This window comes from Streptomyces sp. NPDC020996 (genome assembly GCF_040641355.1).
Taxonomy (GTDB): Bacteria; Actinomycetota; Actinomycetes; order Streptomycetales; family Streptomycetaceae; genus Streptomyces.
Genome location: NZ_JBFADM010000038.1, coordinates 53,353 through 69,119 on the forward strand (window position 1 = coordinate 53,353; position 15,767 = coordinate 69,119).

Annotated in this window: 13 protein-coding genes and 2 tRNA genes; 10 read left to right on the forward strand and 5 right to left on the reverse strand. The window is 71.6% G+C overall.

Annotation, left to right across the window (positions count from 1 at the left end):
* The first annotated feature begins 100 nt into the window (after positions 1–100).
* The 7 genes from gnd to AB0G63_RS24520 all read left to right on the forward strand — a co-directional run bounded on the left by gnd (position 101) and on the right by AB0G63_RS24520 (position 8,841).
* Complete coding sequence (gnd, locus tag AB0G63_RS24490; protein ID WP_360753908.1) at positions 101–976, forward strand: phosphogluconate dehydrogenase (NAD(+)-dependent, decarboxylating); 876 nt, start codon at positions 101–103, stop codon at positions 974–976.
* A gap of 136 nt (positions 977–1,112) precedes the next feature.
* The gene (gene recF, locus AB0G63_RS24495; protein WP_360753911.1) at positions 1,113–2,234 is read left to right on the forward strand and encodes a DNA replication/repair protein RecF; all 1,122 of its coding nucleotides are present in this window, start codon (positions 1,113–1,115) and stop codon (positions 2,232–2,234) included.
* A complete protein-coding gene (locus AB0G63_RS24500; RefSeq protein ID WP_360753914.1) occupies positions 2,231–2,767 on the forward strand; it encodes a DciA family protein in 537 nt (178 codons plus the stop codon). Before recF ends, AB0G63_RS24500 begins: the two co-directional genes overlap by 4 nt.
* Before the next feature lie 415 nt (positions 2,768–3,182).
* The gene (gene gyrB, locus AB0G63_RS24505; protein WP_360753960.1) at positions 3,183–5,243 is read left to right on the forward strand and encodes a DNA topoisomerase (ATP-hydrolyzing) subunit B; all 2,061 of its coding nucleotides are present in this window, start codon (positions 3,183–3,185) and stop codon (positions 5,241–5,243) included.
* Between the two features lie 42 nt (positions 5,244–5,285).
* Positions 5,286–7,880: a DNA gyrase subunit A gene (gene gyrA / locus AB0G63_RS24510; protein ID WP_360753916.1), complete on the forward strand. Its 2,595-nt coding sequence runs from the start codon at positions 5,286–5,288 to the stop codon at positions 7,878–7,880.
* 18 nt (positions 7,881–7,898) lie between these two features.
* Positions 7,899–8,678 carry a DUF3566 domain-containing protein gene (locus tag AB0G63_RS24515; RefSeq protein ID WP_360753918.1) on the forward strand — a complete coding sequence of 260 codons (780 nt, stop codon included), beginning with the start codon at positions 7,899–7,901 and terminating at the stop codon, positions 8,676–8,678.
* Between the two features lie 89 nt (positions 8,679–8,767).
* A tRNA-Ile gene (locus tag AB0G63_RS24520) sits at positions 8,768–8,841 on the forward strand.
* A gap of 130 nt (positions 8,842–8,971) precedes the next feature.
* Here AB0G63_RS24520 and AB0G63_RS24525 read toward each other — a convergent pair.
* Positions 8,972–9,403 carry a DUF6344 domain-containing protein gene (locus AB0G63_RS24525; RefSeq protein ID WP_360753920.1) on the reverse strand — a complete coding sequence of 144 codons (432 nt, stop codon included), beginning with the start codon at positions 9,401–9,403 and terminating at the stop codon, positions 8,972–8,974.
* A 328-nt stretch (positions 9,404–9,731) separates the two neighbouring features.
* On the opposite strand from AB0G63_RS24525, the gene AB0G63_RS24530 reads away from it, so the two are divergent.
* Positions 9,732–9,860, forward strand: coding sequence for a DLW-39 family protein (locus tag AB0G63_RS24530; RefSeq protein WP_003999697.1), 129 nt, complete (start codon positions 9,732–9,734; stop codon positions 9,858–9,860).
* A 358-nt stretch (positions 9,861–10,218) separates the two neighbouring features.
* Positions 10,219–11,376 carry a hypothetical protein gene (locus AB0G63_RS24535; RefSeq protein WP_360753924.1) on the forward strand — a complete coding sequence of 386 codons (1,158 nt, stop codon included), beginning with the start codon at positions 10,219–10,221 and terminating at the stop codon, positions 11,374–11,376.
* A gap of 97 nt (positions 11,377–11,473) precedes the next feature.
* Here the strand turns inward: AB0G63_RS24535 and AB0G63_RS24540 are convergent, their stop codons facing one another.
* Positions 11,474–13,057 (reverse strand): protein kinase, encoded by a 1,584-nt coding sequence (locus tag AB0G63_RS24540; protein WP_360753926.1) that lies wholly within the window; start codon positions 13,055–13,057, stop codon positions 11,474–11,476.
* Positions 13,058–13,243: 186 nt separating this feature from the next.
* A complete protein-coding gene (locus AB0G63_RS24545) occupies positions 13,244–13,792 on the reverse strand; it encodes a DNA-binding protein (RefSeq protein ID WP_360753928.1) in 549 nt (182 codons plus the stop codon).
* Between the two features lie 184 nt (positions 13,793–13,976).
* Between AB0G63_RS24545 and AB0G63_RS24550 the strand changes: the two genes are divergently transcribed.
* A tRNA-Ala gene (locus AB0G63_RS24550) sits at positions 13,977–14,049 on the forward strand.
* Positions 14,050–14,105: 56 nt separating this feature from the next.
* Here AB0G63_RS24550 and AB0G63_RS24555 read toward each other — a convergent pair.
* Positions 14,106–14,837 carry a 4'-phosphopantetheinyl transferase superfamily protein gene (locus AB0G63_RS24555; protein ID WP_360753931.1) on the reverse strand — a complete coding sequence of 244 codons (732 nt, stop codon included), beginning with the start codon at positions 14,835–14,837 and terminating at the stop codon, positions 14,106–14,108.
* 97 nt (positions 14,838–14,934) lie between these two features.
* Complete coding sequence (locus AB0G63_RS24560; RefSeq protein ID WP_360753933.1) at positions 14,935–15,717, reverse strand: NAD(P)H-binding protein; 783 nt, start codon at positions 15,715–15,717, stop codon at positions 14,935–14,937.
* Positions 15,718–15,767 lie beyond the last annotated feature (50 nt).

Consider the following 15,767-nt stretch of genomic DNA (forward strand, 5'->3'; position numbering starts at 1 on the left):
ATGCCCACAGGTGTGCGTGAGCGTCCGGGTTTAGGCTGTTCGGGCTCGGACGCGGGTACGAACGTGCCCCACATGCCACACGCAACCTAAGGAACACCTGATGGAGCTCGGTCTCGTCGGCCTCGGCAAGATGGGCGGCAACATGCGCGAGCGGATACGCCGCGCGGGCCACACCGTCGTCGGATACGACCGCAACCCGGACCTCGCCGATGTCCACAGCCTGCGCGAACTTGTGGACAAGCTGGCGGGTCCGCGCGTGGTCTGGGTGATGGTCCCGGCCGGCGCGCCCACCCAGTCGACCATCGACGAGCTCGCCGAGCTGCTGGAGCCGGGTGACGTCGTCGTGGACGGCGGCAACTCGCGCTGGACGGACGACGAGCGGCACGCCGGGGAGCTGGCCGCGAAGGGCATCGGCTTCGTCGACTGCGGCGTCTCCGGCGGCGTCTGGGGCCTGGAGAACGGCTACGCGCTGATGTACGGCGGCGACGCCGAGCACGTCGCCAGGGTGCAGCCCGTCTTCGACGCGCTCAAGCCCGAGGGCGACCTCGGCGCCGTACACGCCGGCAAGGTCGGTGCGGGGCACTTCGCGAAGATGGTCCACAACGGCATCGAGTACGCGATGATGCAGGCCTACGCCGAGGGCTGGGAGCTGCTGGAGAAGGTCGACTCGGTCACGGACGTGCGCGAGGTGTTCCGCTCCTGGCAGGAGGGCACGGTGATCCGTTCCTGGCTGCTGGATCTCGCGGTGAACGCGCTCGACGAGGACGAGCACCTGGACGGGCTGAAGGGTGTCGCCCAGGACTCCGGTGAGGGACGCTGGACGGTGGAGGCCGCGATCGACCACGCGGTTCCGCTGCCGGCGATCACCGCGTCGCTGTTCGCGCGGTTCTCCTCCCGGCAGGAGGACTCGCCCCAGATGAAGATGGTCGCCGCGCTGCGGAATCAGTTCGGCGGGCACGCGGTCGAGAAGAAGTAGTCCACACCCTGGGGACGCGGGCCGCCCGGCGTCCCCGGAGGTGGCCCGGTCGTCCACAGCCCGGGGAAAAGTCAGCACGGCGGCGGCTCCCAGCGGGGCCGCCCACCACCACGTCCGGGGAGGTCGGCGAACGACCATGCACGTCACGCACCTGTCGCTGGCCGACTTCCGCTCGTACGCCCGGGCCGAGGTGCCGCTGGACCCGGGCGTGACCGCGTTCGTCGGTCCGAACGGGCAGGGCAAGACGAACCTGGTCGAGGCGGTCGGCTACCTCGCCACCCTCGGCAGCCACCGGGTGTCGTCCGACGCCCCGCTGGTGCGCGTGGGCGCCGACCGGGCGGTGATCCGGGCGCAGGTCAGGCAGGGTGAACGGCAGCAGCTGGTGGAGCTGGAGCTGAACCCGGGCCGCGCCAACCGAGCCCGCGTCAACAGATCCTCGCAGGTCAGGCCGCGGGACGTGCTGGGCATCGTGCGGACCGTGCTGTTCGCGCCGGAGGACCTCGCGCTGGTCAAGGGCGATCCCTCCGAGCGGCGGCGCTTCCTCGACGAGCTGATCACCGCCCGCTCCCCGCGGATGGCCGGGGTGCGCTCCGACTACGAGCGGGTGCTCAAGCAGCGCAACACCCTGCTGAAGTCGGCCGCGCTGGCCCGGCGGCACGGCGGCCGCTCCATGGACTTGTCGACCCTCGACATCTGGGACCAGCACCTGGCGCGTGCGGGTGCGGAGCTGCTGGCCCGGCGGCTCGACCTGATCGGGGCGCTGCAGCCGCTCGCGGACAAGGCGTACGAGCAGCTGGCGCCGGGCGGTGGCCCGGTCGTGCTGGAGTACCGGCCGTCGGCCCCCGGTGAGGCGCACACGCGGGAAGAGCTCTTCGCGCAGCTGACGGAGGCGCTGGCCCAGGCGCGCAAGCAGGAGATCGAGCGGGGGGTGACCCTGGTGGGGCCGCACCGGGACGACCTGCTGCTCAAGCTCGGTCAGCTGCCGGCCAAGGGATACGCCTCGCACGGTGAGTCGTGGTCGTTCGCGCTGGCGTTGCGGCTGGCGTCGTACGACCTGCTGCGGGCCGAGGGCAACGAGCCGGTGCTGGTGCTCGACGACGTGTTCGCCGAGCTGGACGCCCGTCGCCGGGAGCGGCTGGCGGAGCTGGTGGCACCCGGTGAGCAGGTGCTGGTGACGGCGGCGGTGGACGACGACGTGCCGCACGTGCTGGCGGGGGCGCGGTTCGCGGTGTCGGGCGGGACGGTGGAGCGGGTATGAGCACCGGGCAGGAGCCCCAGCCGGAGAAGCGGCCGGAGCCGTCCGGTGTGGATCTGGCGCGGGTGGCGTTGCGGGCGGCGCGGGAGCAGGCACGCGCCCGGGGGGACGCAGCGCGGCAGAAGAAGCAGGCGCGGCGGGGCGGTCTGCGTTCGGGCGCCCGTGCCGACGGCCGGGATCCGATGGCGCTGGGCGCCGCGATCAACCGTCTGATCACCGAGCGCGGGTGGGAGGCGCCGGCCGCGGTGGGCGGGGTGATGGGGCGCTGGCCGCAGATCGTGGGTGCGGACGTCGCCAAGCACTGTGTGCCGGAGCGGTACGACGAGGACGAGCGGGTCCTGGTCGTGCGGTGCGACTCCACGGCGTGGGCGACGAACCTGCGGCTGCTGGCCCCGACGCTGGTGGCGCGTCTGAACGAGGATCTCGGGCACGGCAGGGTGCGGGTGATCAAGGTGCTGGGGCCCGGCGGACCCGCCCGCCGCTATGGTCCGCTGCGCGCTCCGGGCAGTACGGGACCGGGTGACACCTACGGGTGACGGACTTCACAACGGACTGCACAGCGGGGGCCGGCGGGTGCCCGGTCGCGGGGCCGGACGCGTTCGCGAACCGGTCCGCGCCTCCGTGCTGACTTCCACGTAGCCATGGGTTGACGGCCGGAAGCGCTGAGTGCCGTTGTGAGCGTCTTGGAGCCCCGCTCCGTATATGGGGACCCGGCCAAGACCGGTTGAGGGCGCCACATGCGGACTCAGGTACCGGCAAACCCCCATCACTGTCGGCGCTACCGGTAGACTGGAAGACAATCCCGCCCCAGCCGTGGGGACCGTCCGGGAAAAGCTGAGCAACGCTGATCTAGGGCTTACCAACGCAACATGCCGCAGCCGCTCCGGCGACCCTCCCCCAGCGGGGGAACCCCCAGGAGCCCGGCTCGTGCTGTGCCAGAAAGGGCGCTTCGTGGCCGATTCCGGCAACCCCAACGAGAACATCCCGTCCACCGACGCCGGCGAGCACGACGCGGTGACCTCGTCGAACGGCGAGGTCACCGCCTCGTACGACGCCAGCGCCATCACCGTCCTCGAGGGTCTGGACGCGGTCCGCAAGCGACCCGGTATGTACATCGGCTCCACCGGCGAGCGCGGACTGCACCACCTCGTGTACGAGGTCGTCGACAACTCGGTCGACGAGGCGCTGGCCGGTTACGCGGACACCATCGATGTGACGATCCTCGCCGACGGCGGCGTGCGCGTCGTCGACAACGGCCGTGGCATCCCGGTGGGCATCGTCCCGTCGGAGGGCAAGCCGGCCGTCGAGGTCGTGCTGACCGTGCTGCACGCGGGCGGCAAGTTCGGCGGCGGCGGTTACGCGGTGTCCGGCGGTCTGCACGGCGTGGGCGTCTCCGTCGTGAACGCGTTGTCCTCGAAGGTCGCCGTCGAGGTGAGGACCGACGGGTACCGGTGGACGCAGGACTACAAGATGGGCGTCCCGACGGCGCCGCTCGCGCGGCAGGAGGCCACGGAGGAGACCGGCACGTCGGTCACCTTCTGGGCGGACGCGGACATCTTCGAGACGACCGAGTACTCCTTCGAGACGCTGTCGCGGCGCTTCCAGGAGATGGCGTTCCTCAACAAGGGCCTGACGATCAGGCTGACCGACGAGCGTGAGTCGGCGAAGGCCGTCACGGGCGCGGACGAGGCCGGCGCGGACGTCAAGGACGAGGTCAAGTCGGTCACGTACCACTACGAGGGCGGCATCTCGGACTTCGTGCGCTACCTCAACTCCCGCAAGGGCGAGGTGGTGCACCCGACCATCATCGACCTGGACGCGGAGGACAAGGACAAGCACCTGTCCCTCGAGGTCGCGATGCAGTGGAACAGCGGCTACAGCGAGGGCGTGTACTCCTTCGCGAACATCATCCACACGCACGAGGGCGGCACGCACGAAGAGGGCTTCCGCGCCGCGCTGACCAACCTGATCAACAAGTACGCGCGCGACAAGAAGCTGCTGCGGGAGAAGGACGACAACCTCACCGGCGACGACATCCGCGAGGGCCTGACGGCGATCATCTCGGTCAAGCTGAGCGAGCCGCAGTTCGAGGGCCAGACGAAGACGAAGCTGGGCAACACGGAGGCGAAGACCTTCGTGCAGAAGGCGGTCTACGAGCACCTCAACGACTGGCTGGACCGCAACCCGAACGAGGCCGCGGACATCGTCCGCAAGGGCATCCAGGCGGCCACCGCGCGCGTGGCGGCCCGCAAGGCGCGCGACCTGACCCGCCGCAAGGGCCTGCTGGAGTCGGCGTCCCTGCCGGGCAAGCTGGCCGACTGCCAGTCGAACGACCCGGCGAAGTGCGAGATCTTCATCGTCGAGGGTGACTCCGCCGGCGGCTCGGCCAAGTCCGGCCGCAACCCGCAGTACCAGGCGATCCTCCCGATCCGCGGCAAGATCCTCAACGTCGAGAAGGCCAGGATCGACAAGATCCTGCAGAACCAGGAGATCCAGGCGCTGATCTCCGCCTTCGGCACGGGCGTGCACGAGGACTTCGACATCGAGAAGCTCCGCTATCACAAGATCATCCTCATGGCGGACGCCGACGTCGACGGCCAGCACATCAGCACCCTGCTGCTGACCTTCCTGTTCCGCTTCATGCGGCCGCTGGTCGAGGCCGGGCACGTGTACCTCTCCCGTCCCCCGCTCTACAAGATCAAGTGGGGCCGGGACGACATCGAGTACGCGTACTCCGACCGCGAGCGCGACGCGCTGATCGAGATGGGCCGGCAGCGCGGCAAGCGGGTCCGCGAGGACTCGATCCAGCGCTTCAAGGGCCTCGGCGAGATGAACGCCGAGGAACTGCGCGTGACGACGATGGACCAGGAGCACCGGGTCCTCGGCCAGGTCACCCTCGACGACGCCGCCCAGGCCGACGACCTGTTCTCGGTCCTGATGGGCGAGGACGTCGAGGCCCGCCGCCAGTTCATCCAGCGCAACGCCAAGGACGTCCGCTTCCTCGACATCTGAGTCGGTCTCAGCTGACCGCACCAGGAAGGATCTTCACCAGCAATGGCCGACGAGAACACTCCCGTGACGCCCGCGGAGGGCGGCGAAGTCGCGATGCGCGTCGAGCCCGTCGGGCTCGAGACGGAGATGCAGCGCTCGTACCTGGACTACGCGATGTCCGTCATCGTGTCCCGTGCGCTGCCCGACGTCCGTGACGGTCTCAAGCCCGTGCACCGCCGCGTGCTGTACGCGATGTACGACGGCGGCTACCGACCCGAGCGCGGCTTCTACAAGTGCGCCCGCGTCGTCGGCGACGTCATGGGCAACTACCACCCGCACGGTGACTCATCGATCTACGACGCGCTGGTGCGCCTGGCGCAGCCGTGGTCGATGCGGATGCCGCTGGTGGACTCCAACGGAAACTTCGGCTCCCCGGGCAACGACCCGGCGGCGGCGATGCGCTACACCGAGTGCAAGATGGCGCCGCTGTCGATGGAGATGGTCCGCGACATCGACGAGGACACCGTCGACTTCACGGACAACTACGACGGCCGCTCCCAGGAGCCGACCGTCCTGCCGTCCCGTTTCCCGAACCTGCTGATCAACGGTTCGGCCGGTATCGCGGTCGGCATGGCGACGAACATCCCGCCGCACAACCTGCGCGAGGTCGCGGCCGGCGCCCAGTGGTACCTGGAGAACCCGGAGGCGTCCCACGAGGAGCTGCTGGACGCCCTGATCGAGCGCATCAAGGGCCCGGACTTCCCGACCGGCGCGCTGGTGGTGGGCCGCAAGGGCATCGAGGAGGCGTACCGCACCGGCCGCGGCTCGATCACCATGCGCGCGGTGGTCGAGGTGGAGGAGATCCAGAACCGCCAGTGCCTGGTGGTCACCGAGCTGCCGTACCAGGTGAACCCCGACAACCTGGCGCAGAAGATCGCCGACCTGGTGAAGGACGGCAAGATCGGCGGCATCGCGGACGTCCGGGACGAGACGAGCTCCCGTACTGGCCAGCGTCTGGTGATCGTGCTGAAGCGGGACGCGGTCGCCAAGGTCGTCCTGAACAACCTGTACAAGCACACCGACCTGCAGACGAACTTCGGCGCCAACATGCTGGCGCTGGTCGACGGGGTGCCGCGCACGCTGTCGCTGGACGCGTTCATCCGGCACTGGGTGACGCACCAGATCGAGGTCATCGTCCGCCGGACGCGGTTCCGGCTGCGCAAGGCCGAGGAGCGGGCGCACATCCTGCGCGGTCTGCTGAAGGCGCTGGACGCCATCGACGAGGTCATCGCGCTGATCCGGCGCAGTGAGACGGTCGAGATCGCCCGCGGCGGCCTGATGGAGCTGCTGGAGATCGACGAGATCCAGGCGAACGCGATCCTCGAGATGCAGCTGCGCCGACTGGCCGCTCTGGAGCGCCAGAAGATCGTCCAGGAGCACGACGAGCTCCAGGCGAAGATCAACGAGTACAACCAGATCCTCGCCTCGCCGGTCCGCCAGCGCGGCATCGTCAGCGAGGAGCTGGCCGCGATCGTCGAGAAGTACGGTGACGACCGCAAGACCATGCTGGTGCCCTACGACGGCGACATGTCCATCGAGGACCTCATCGCCGAAGAGGACATCGTGGTCACCGTCTCGCGCAGCGGGTACGTCAAGCGCACGAAGACGGACGACTACCGGGCGCAGAAGCGCGGCGGCAAGGGCGTGCGCGGCACGAAGCTGAAGGAAGACGACATCGTCGACCACTTCTTCGTCTCCACCACGCACCACTGGCTGCTGTTCTTCACCGACAAGGGCCGGGTCTACCGGGCGAAGGCGTACGAGCTTCCGGACGCCGGCCGGGACGCGCGCGGGCAGCACGTGGCGAACCTGCTGGCCTTCCAGCCGGACGAGACGATCGCGGAGATCCTCGCGATCCGCGACTACGAGGCGGCGCCGTACCTGGTGCTGGCCACGAAGGCCGGTCTGGTGAAGAAGACGCCGCTGAAGGATTACGATTCGCCTCGTTCCGGCGGCGTGATCGCGATCAACCTGCGGGAGCGGGAGGACGGTTCCGACGACCAGCTGATCGGAGCCGAACTCGTGTCGGCCGACGACGATCTGCTGCTGATCAGCAAGAAGGCCCAGTCGATCAGGTTCACCGCCTCGGATGACACACTGCGTCCCATGGGCCGTGCCACCTCCGGTGTCAAGGGCATGAGTTTCCGCGAGGGGGACGAGCTCCTCTCGATGAATGTTGTTCGACCCGGTACGTTCGTGTTCACTGCCACAGACGGTGGGTACGCGAAGCGGACCGCCGTCGACGAGTACCGCGTCCAGGGTCGCGGCGGCCTGGGGATCAAGGCTGCCAAGATCGTCGAGGACCGCGGCTCGCTCGTCGGCGCGCTGGTGGTCGAGGAGAGCGACGAGATCCTCGCCATCACACTGGGTGGGGGTGTGATTCGTACGCGAGTCAGCGAGGTCAGGGAGACGGGCCGTGACACCATGGGCGTCCAACTGATCAACCTGGGCAAGCGCGATGCCGTGGTCGGCATCGCACGTAACGCCGAGGCTGGGCGCGAGGCGGAGGAGGTCGACGGTGACATCGCCGTGGACGAGACCGCCGAGGACGCCGCTGCCGCCGGCACGGACGAGGGTGAGGCGCCCTCGGCCGAGTAGGACGAGGAGAGAGTCATCGTGAGCGGAGCCACGGGCGCCGGATCGACCGGTACCTCCACTGGTACAGGAGCCGACGGCGGCGGCCGTGGCTCCGCCGCGCGTGCGACCGATCCGCACACGACCCAGCTGCGCAGGATCGACAGCGGCGCGACCGTGTCGTCTCCGCCGGACGCGCAGGGAACTCAGGGAACCCAGGGGGGAACTGTGCCGGAGACCCGCGGCCCGCGGACCGGGCAGTACGCGGCCGGTGCGGGCGGTCGGCAAGCGCAGCAGTCGGCCTCCGCGCTGCCCGGTGAGCGGCAGCCGGAGCAGCCCGCCGGGCCGTATCACCCACCGCAGGCCTACCCGGCACCGGCGGCGGCTTCGGCTGCGGCCGGTGCGGCCGACGCGGTGCGCCTCCCGCGCACCGGGGCGCGCACGACGCCGCGCGTACGCAAGGCGCGGCTGCGTGTGGCCAAGGCGGATCCGTGGTCGGTCATGAAGGTCAGCTTCCTGCTGTCCATCGCGCTGGGCATCTGCACCATCGTGGCGTCCGCCGTGCTGTGGATGGTCATGGACGCCATGGGCGTCTTCAGGGCGGTCGGCGGCACGGTCTCAGAGGCGACCGGCTCCAACGGATCCAACGGCTTCGACCTGCAGTCGTTCCTGTCGCTGCCGCACGTCCTGACGTTCACGTCGATCATCGCCGTCATCGACGTCGTCCTCGCGACGGCCCTGGCGACACTGGGGGCGTTCATCTACAACCTCTCGGCGGGCTTCGTCGGGGGCGTCGAGCTGACGCTGGCGGAGGACGAGTAGCGGGCCTCCGGTTATCGATTTTGGGACTGCGCACGTCGTGCGCTAATCTTCAGGAGTCAGCGCGCGGGACACACACCGCAGAGCGCGGCGGGGCTATAGCTCAGTTGGTTAGAGCGCATCCCTGATAAGGATGAGGCCACAGGTTCAAATCCTGTTAGCCCCACAGCTGAAGATCCGACAGGCGGGCGTTTCCCATACGGGGGGCGCCCGTTCTTCGTTGTCCGGGGCGGGCCCGGACGGGCGTGGGGGCCAGGAGGGCCTGGAAGGCCTGGGGGCTTGAAGGGCCTGGGGGGTCAGCGCGGGGCGCCGGGGGCAGGGGCGGGGGCTTGTCCGGCGGACACCGCGGCCGTCTCCACATCCCCGCCGGAGCCCGCACCGGTTTCCGTTCCGGTTGCCGCAGCGGTTTCCGTGCCGGTGTCCGGAGTCATGGCCGTGCAGGCGTCCGTGAGCGGGCGGTGGCGGCAGCTGGGGGACGAGCCGTGGGCCTCGGCGTGGATGCGCTGCTTCATGGTGGGCGGCAGGGCCCTGGCCAAGGATCGTCCCCAGCCGGACGGCATCGCCACGGCCGGCGCGGGCGCGGGCACCGGGGCGGTCCTGTTGCGGCCCGCCTCGGACCGCGGTACGGCCGCGGCGGCGTTCGTGGCGACGAGTCCGAGCGCCGTGCACAGCGCGAGGAAGGCGGTGACGATGGCGGTCCACAGCGTCATGACCTTGTTCCGGGCCATGTCCCCTCACTTTCGGGTTGGGCGATTTGCGTACTTTCCTCATGATGTGTATGAGGGCCGCGAAGTGGCGGACCGACGCCCGCGGTGCGTCGATCTTCGGATGAACACCACCCGGATGGTCGCAAGGCGGGTCAAAAACGGATGAGGAGGGTCGAAGTGACCGTCCGTGCGGGTGTGATCACCCTCTGATCGGGGCGCTGGTGCTCCGCTCGTACTGCGTTGAGCGGACCGGAAGTTGGGGGCCCCCGCAGGTCACCGATCGGTCTCGGCCGGTGTGTATAGTCGGGCGCCAGAGGTCCCCTACGTCAAGGAAAGACGAGGTCGCGCGGTGAAGAAGCTTCTCCTGGTCGCACTGGCCGCCATCGGCGGGCTCCTCGTGTACCGCCAGATCCAGGCGGATCGCGCCGAGCAGGATCTGTGGACGGAGGCGACTGACTCCGTGCCCACGGGTTCGTGAGTACCGACATCCCAGTCTGAATGCAGACCCCGGCCGCGTCGCGGTCGGGGTTTTGTGTCGCACGGGCGTTTCGGACGGGGGTACGGAATGCGCGGGTGACGCGCCGCCTCGCGGGGCAGGATGGGCCACGGTTCCGTGGTCCGGCGACGGCGAGGGGTGGCGCGTGATGGGGCGGCGTACGGCGTGGTGGCGCGCGGGGGCACGGCGCGGTCGTCCGTCGGCGCGCGCGTGCGGGGCGGCCGCCGGCGCGGTACTGTGCGCGGCGGCGCTGCCCGGCCCGGCCGCGGCGGCCGCCACTCCCGGCTCCGCAATCGCCTCCGCATCCCCCTCTTACGCCTTCGCGGAGGACGCGCGGACCGTGACCGGGGCGCCCGGCACCACGGACGCCCCGCTGATCGAACCCGGCCGGACGTACCGCAGCTCGCTGCCCAGGGGCGCCAAGGCGTACTACCGCATGGAACTCGACGCGGTGTCGAACGCGTACGTCTCCGCCACCGCCGTCCCCCGGCCGGGCAGCGTGCTGTCCACCTCCGACGGCATCAGGGTGTCGGTGCAGAGCGCCGACAGCCGCTCCTGCTCGCGGGAGAGCGTGAGCTTCGGCGCCGCGCACAGCCCGCACCCGATCACCGCCTGGGGTGCGCGGACGACCTCGCCCGCCGACCCCGTGTGCCGGGGCGCCGGCCCCTACTACGTCATCGTCGAGCGTGTCGACGCGGCGGACTCCTCGCCCGGCGCCTGGGACCTCGAACTCGCCGCCGCGTCCGAGCCGGGCCTGACGCGGACCGGCGCCACCAGCGCTCCCGAGGCCTGGGACTCCGCCTCGCCCGCACCGCTCACCGGCCGGGAGCAGCGGCGTCAGGGCGGCGCGGGCTTCAGCCGCGCGGTCCCGGTCCGGCAGGGCGTGTGGCGCGCCGCCGTCAGCCCCGGGCAGACGCTGTTCTACAAGGTGCCCGTCGACTGGGGCCAGCAGCTGTCCGCCACCGCCGAACTGGGCAGTTCGACCGGCGGCAGGGGCTTCGCCGTCGGCGCCCTCTCCCTGGCGCTGCACAACCCGGTGCGCGCCCGCGTCGAGGACACGGGCGTCGGGTACGACGGACGCCAGCGGACGGCCACCCTCGCTCCCGTGCCGCCGGTCGAGTACGCCAACCGGTACGCCGTGACCGACCGGGTGAACGGGATGCGTTTCGCCGGCTCGTACTACCTCGTGGTGCACCTCGCCGAGTCGGTGGCCGAGGACTTCGGCGACGGGCCCTTCGGGCTGACCCTGCGCGTGCGGGTCGCCGGCGCGGCCCACGACGGTCCCGGGTACGCCGGGCGGGCCGTGCCGAGGGACGCCTTCGAGGTCACGGCGGCGGACCGGCAGGCCGCGGCGGACGGCGGAGCGGCGGGGGACGACACGGCGATGAAGGCCCTCGCCGCCGGGGGCATCGGCGCGGGGACGCTGGTGCTCGTGGTGCTGGGGGTGTGGACGGCTTCGGCCCGGCGCAGGGCCGGGGTGCGCGTGCCGGTGCGGTAGGGCTCTGCCGCCCGGGGCAGCCGGGGGCGGGCAGGGGGCGGGCAGCACGCGGGTCAGAGGTGCGTCAGAGGTGCGTGAGACGCGGGTCAGAGGCGGGTCAGAGGCGGGTCAGGGCCCAGAAGCCGACGGCGTAGCAGACCAGGGCCAGCAGCAGGAGCGGGACGGCCACCCGGGCGGGCGGGCCGGGGCGGCGCGCACGCCGGGCGGCGCGGTGACTCGGGCGCGGGGTCTGCTGGGCCACGGGCGCCGCATGCGGTTCCTGGGCGGTGTAGGCGGCGGTCACGGCGTCGGCGCGCTGCGGTGGCGTGGGGGGCCGGGGGGAGCGCAGCACGTGCGTGGCGTCGTGGGGGGAGACGGGGGCGGGCTCGGGCCACGGGGACGCCGCCGGGTGGGGCTGTGGCGGTGCGGGGAGCGGCCGGTGCGGTGCCCGGGGGGAGGGGGTGACCGTGTCCTGCGGTGGCGGCAGACGGAAGCTGCCGGTGTCCGACATGGCGGATCCGGTGGACCGGGTGGACCCGGTGGCTCTGGATGCGGCGGACCCGGTGGAGCCGGTGGACCCGGTGGCTCCGGATACGGCGGACCCGGTGGACCCGGTGGGTGCGGCAAGCCCGGTCGGTCCGGTCGGCGTGGCTGATTCGGTGGGCGTGGCTGGGCCGGTGGGGCGGCGGGGGTCGGCGGGCGGCGCCTCGGGAGGGGTGGGGGCGGCCGGTGCTGCCGACGGCTCGCTCGGGTCCGTTGCGGGCGCGGGGGCCGCCGTCTCGGCCCCGGTGCTGTCGGCGGCCGTCACGCCGGACGCGGGTTTCAGGGGGCCGTCAGGGGCGAACCCGGGCGGGAGCGGGCCGAGTTGGTCGAATATCTCGATCAGCTCGTCGTCCGGGCCGGGTTCCGCCAGGAGTTCGGCGGCGGAGGCGAGGGCCTTGCGTGCCCCCGTGGCGGTGCGGAAGCGGGCCTGCGGGTCCGGTTGCAGCAGGGTGGCGACGACCTGCCACAGCGGCTCGGGGATGCCCTTGGGCGCACCCGGCGTTCCGTGCTCGGCGAAGTACTGCACGAGCGCCTTGGCGTCCGGCTTGGCGCCCTCCAGGAGATAGAGGGCGACCAGGCCCACGGCGAACAGGTCGGCGGGGAAGTCCGGTTCGGCGCCCATCATTTGTTCGGGCGCCAGATAACCGGGCGTGCCCACCACGAGGTTGGTCTCCGTCAGGCGGGGCTCGCCCAGCCGCATCGCGATGCCGAAGTCGGACAGCCTGAGGCGCGGACGGCCGGTACCGGTGGCCTCCAGCAGCACGTTGGCGGGCTTGACGTCGCGGTGCACCACCCCTTCGGCGTGCACCGCGGCCAGCCCGGACAGGAGCTGGTCGAGCAGGGTGCAGACGAAGACCGGCGGCAGCGGGCCGTAGTCCCCGACGAGATGGACCAGCGAACCGCCGGCGACGAGGTCCATGGTGAACAGGACCTTGTCGTCGTCGGCGGCCCAGCTCGCCGGGGCCAGCACATGCGGATGGTCGATGCGCAGGGCCTGCTCGCGCACGAACCGCAGCAGGGAGTGGGCGTCGCGCTGCTGCAGCACCTTGGCGGCCACGTAACGGCGGCGGCGGTGGTCCCAGGCGCGCCAGACGGCGCCGACCCCTCCGCGTCCGATCGGGTCGACCAGTTCGTACCGGCCTGCGAAGACCTCACCCATGGCGGTGCGTCGCTCCTCCCCCTGCGGTCATCCCCCTTCACCCCCCTCACTCCCTTGCCTCCCCCGCGGCGGGCGGGACGACTCCCCCTCGTCTCCCCCTCGTTCCGTCTCCCCCTCGTTCCGTTCCCCCTCGTGCGCGGCCGTCGGCCCGGCTGCCGAACCCCCTTCGGTGACCGGGCCGCGGGGTCAGCTCTGGTGGGACTGGTAGTGCGCGACGGCGTCGGAGGTGCGCCCGGCGCCGTACACCCGCAGGAACTCGGCGAGTTCGGGGTGGGTCGGGGCGAGGCTGTCGGCGGCGTCGATTATGTCGCCGGCGGCGGCCACCGAGCGCAGCAGGGACTGGATCTCGCGGACCACCCGCTTGACCGTCGGCGCTCCCGAACCGGTCGTCGTGGTCGTCGTGTTGCTGAGCACCGAGCCCCCCTGGGACTTCTTGATCTCCTCCATCCGCTCGGTGGCCTCGGCCGCGCTGACGCTGCCGTCGGCGACCTGCCCCGCCAGGTCCTGCAGCAGCTGCACCCGTTGCACGACCGCCGGGTTGCCGATCTTCGCGCGCTGGCCGCTCATCAGCTGTGACAGCATCGGAGCGGACAGTCCCAGTACCCCCGCGAGACGAGCCTGGTTGAGACCAAGATCGTCGATGAGCTTACGGAAGAGCGCCCCCAGCGGCTCCCCGTACCAGTTCCGCTGCAGTTCCCGCGCTCTCGCGGTCGCTTCCTGCTGTGCGGCGTCCATTGCGTCTCCCCATCGCTTCCCCAAGTACGGTGGTTCGCTGTAGCGAACCACGCCGAGCATCTTACGGAGAGTGGTCGCCCGCTGGGGACCCCCAATCTTTTTGCGGGATCCCGGGGGTGACCCGGTACTCTGGTCTCCGGCGCCTGCCGGTGGGAGGTTCTTCCGGACGGTCGCCTGTTGTCCTGGGGCCTTAGCTCAGTTGGTAGAGCGCTGTCTTTGCATGGCAGATGTCAGGGGTTCGACTCCCCTAGGCTCCACACAGAAACCCCTCCACCTGCGTGAACGCGGGTGGAGGGGTTTTTCGCGTGCCCTGTCAGGGGTGGTGGACGGCGGCCGAGACGACGTGGTCGGCGACGACCGCCGACGTGACACTCAGCGCGGCCGGCAGGCCGTACGCCGGGCGCAGGCGGTGCGGGGCGGCGGCGTCCGGGCTCCAGGCCAGGGCCACCGCGCGGAAGGAGAGGCGGGGCTGCAGCGCGGGCGGGGCCGCCTTGTACGCGGCCTCCTTGGCGGAGAACAGCGTCAGCACCGACTGCTGCGGGGGCGCCGGGGAGCGGGTGATGACGGTCAGTTCGGCGGGGCGGGCGATGAGGTGGCGGGCCCGGTGCAGGGCGGCGGCGGAGGCGAGCGGCTCGATGTCGAGGCCGATGCGTGTGCCCGGGCCGGGTGCGGCCGTCACCACGCACACCGCCGTGGTCCCGCTGTGGCTCAGGGAGCCGTGCACGCCCGGTGGCCAGTCCGGCGCGCCGGTCGCCGTACGGGCCGGCCAGTGGCCCCGCCCGGTCGCCGCCGCCAGGGCGCGGTGCGCGGCGAGACGGCCCGCCGCGAACTCCGCGCGGCGGCGCGCGCCCGCGCCGGACAGCCGCAGGCCGGCGGGGAGTTCGTCGTGGTCGTACTCGCCGACGCGCGCGATGCCGACGCTCACCGGGAGCGGCGCGAACAGCGCGGCCACCGAGCCGGGCGCGTACGGCGCCGTCGCGAGGGTGCCCGCCGCGTCGGCCGCCCGCGCCTTCACGTCCCCGCGTCCCGCGCCGTCGTGCCCCACGGCGTGGCGTCCCGCGCCGTCGTGCCACACGCCGTGGCGCCACACGCCGTCGCGTCGGACGCCGTAGCGCCCCGCGCCGTAGCGGGCGTCGGGTGGCTCATCGGGCGGTGGTCTTCGCCGTCTCGGCGAGGTGGTCCTCGAAGGTGCCCCGCCCGACCGCGTGGGAGGCGGTCAGGTGGCCGCCCTCGCGGAAGGCGCGGAACGTCCTGCCGGGCAGGCGCAGGCCGACGACCTTGCGGCTGCGGCCCTGGGCGCGGAGATAGACGCGGGCCAGCTCGGTCGCCTCGCGCACCTGCGGGCCACCCATGTCCGTCACCCGCCCCGAGGGCGCGCCGAGGGCCAGCGCGGCCAGCCGGTCGGCGACCTCGGCGGCGGAGATGGTCTGGTAGGAGAAGGCCGGGGCGAGCATCAGGGGGAGCTTCGAGGTGCCGTCGAAGATGGCGCGGACGAAGTCGTGGAACTGGGTCGCGCGCAGGATCGTGTACGGGATGCCGCTGTTCTCGACGAGCCGCTCGCACTCCTGCTTGCCCTTGAAGTAGCTGAAGGGCACCCGGTCGCAGCCGACGATGGAGATGTACACCAGGTGCCGGACGCCGGCCTCCCGGGCGGCCGCGAGCAGCTTGCCGGTGGCGGCGACGTCCTTCTTGCCGTTGCTGGACGTCGCGCAGTGCACGATCGTGCCGGCGCCGCGGACCGCCTCGGCGACGCCCTCGCCGGACAGCAGGTCGCCGACCGCCCACCCGCGGCCGGCCGGCGCCGGGTCCGAGGGCGGCGTGTGCCGGCTGAGCACGCGCACCGTGCGTCCGGCCGCCAGCAGCCGGTCGACCACGAGGCGTCCGAGCGTGCCGGTGCCCCCGGTCACGAGAATGGTTTCGTCCACGACATTCCCCTTCGCCGATACCTGCCGATGCCTGTCCATGCCTGTCCATG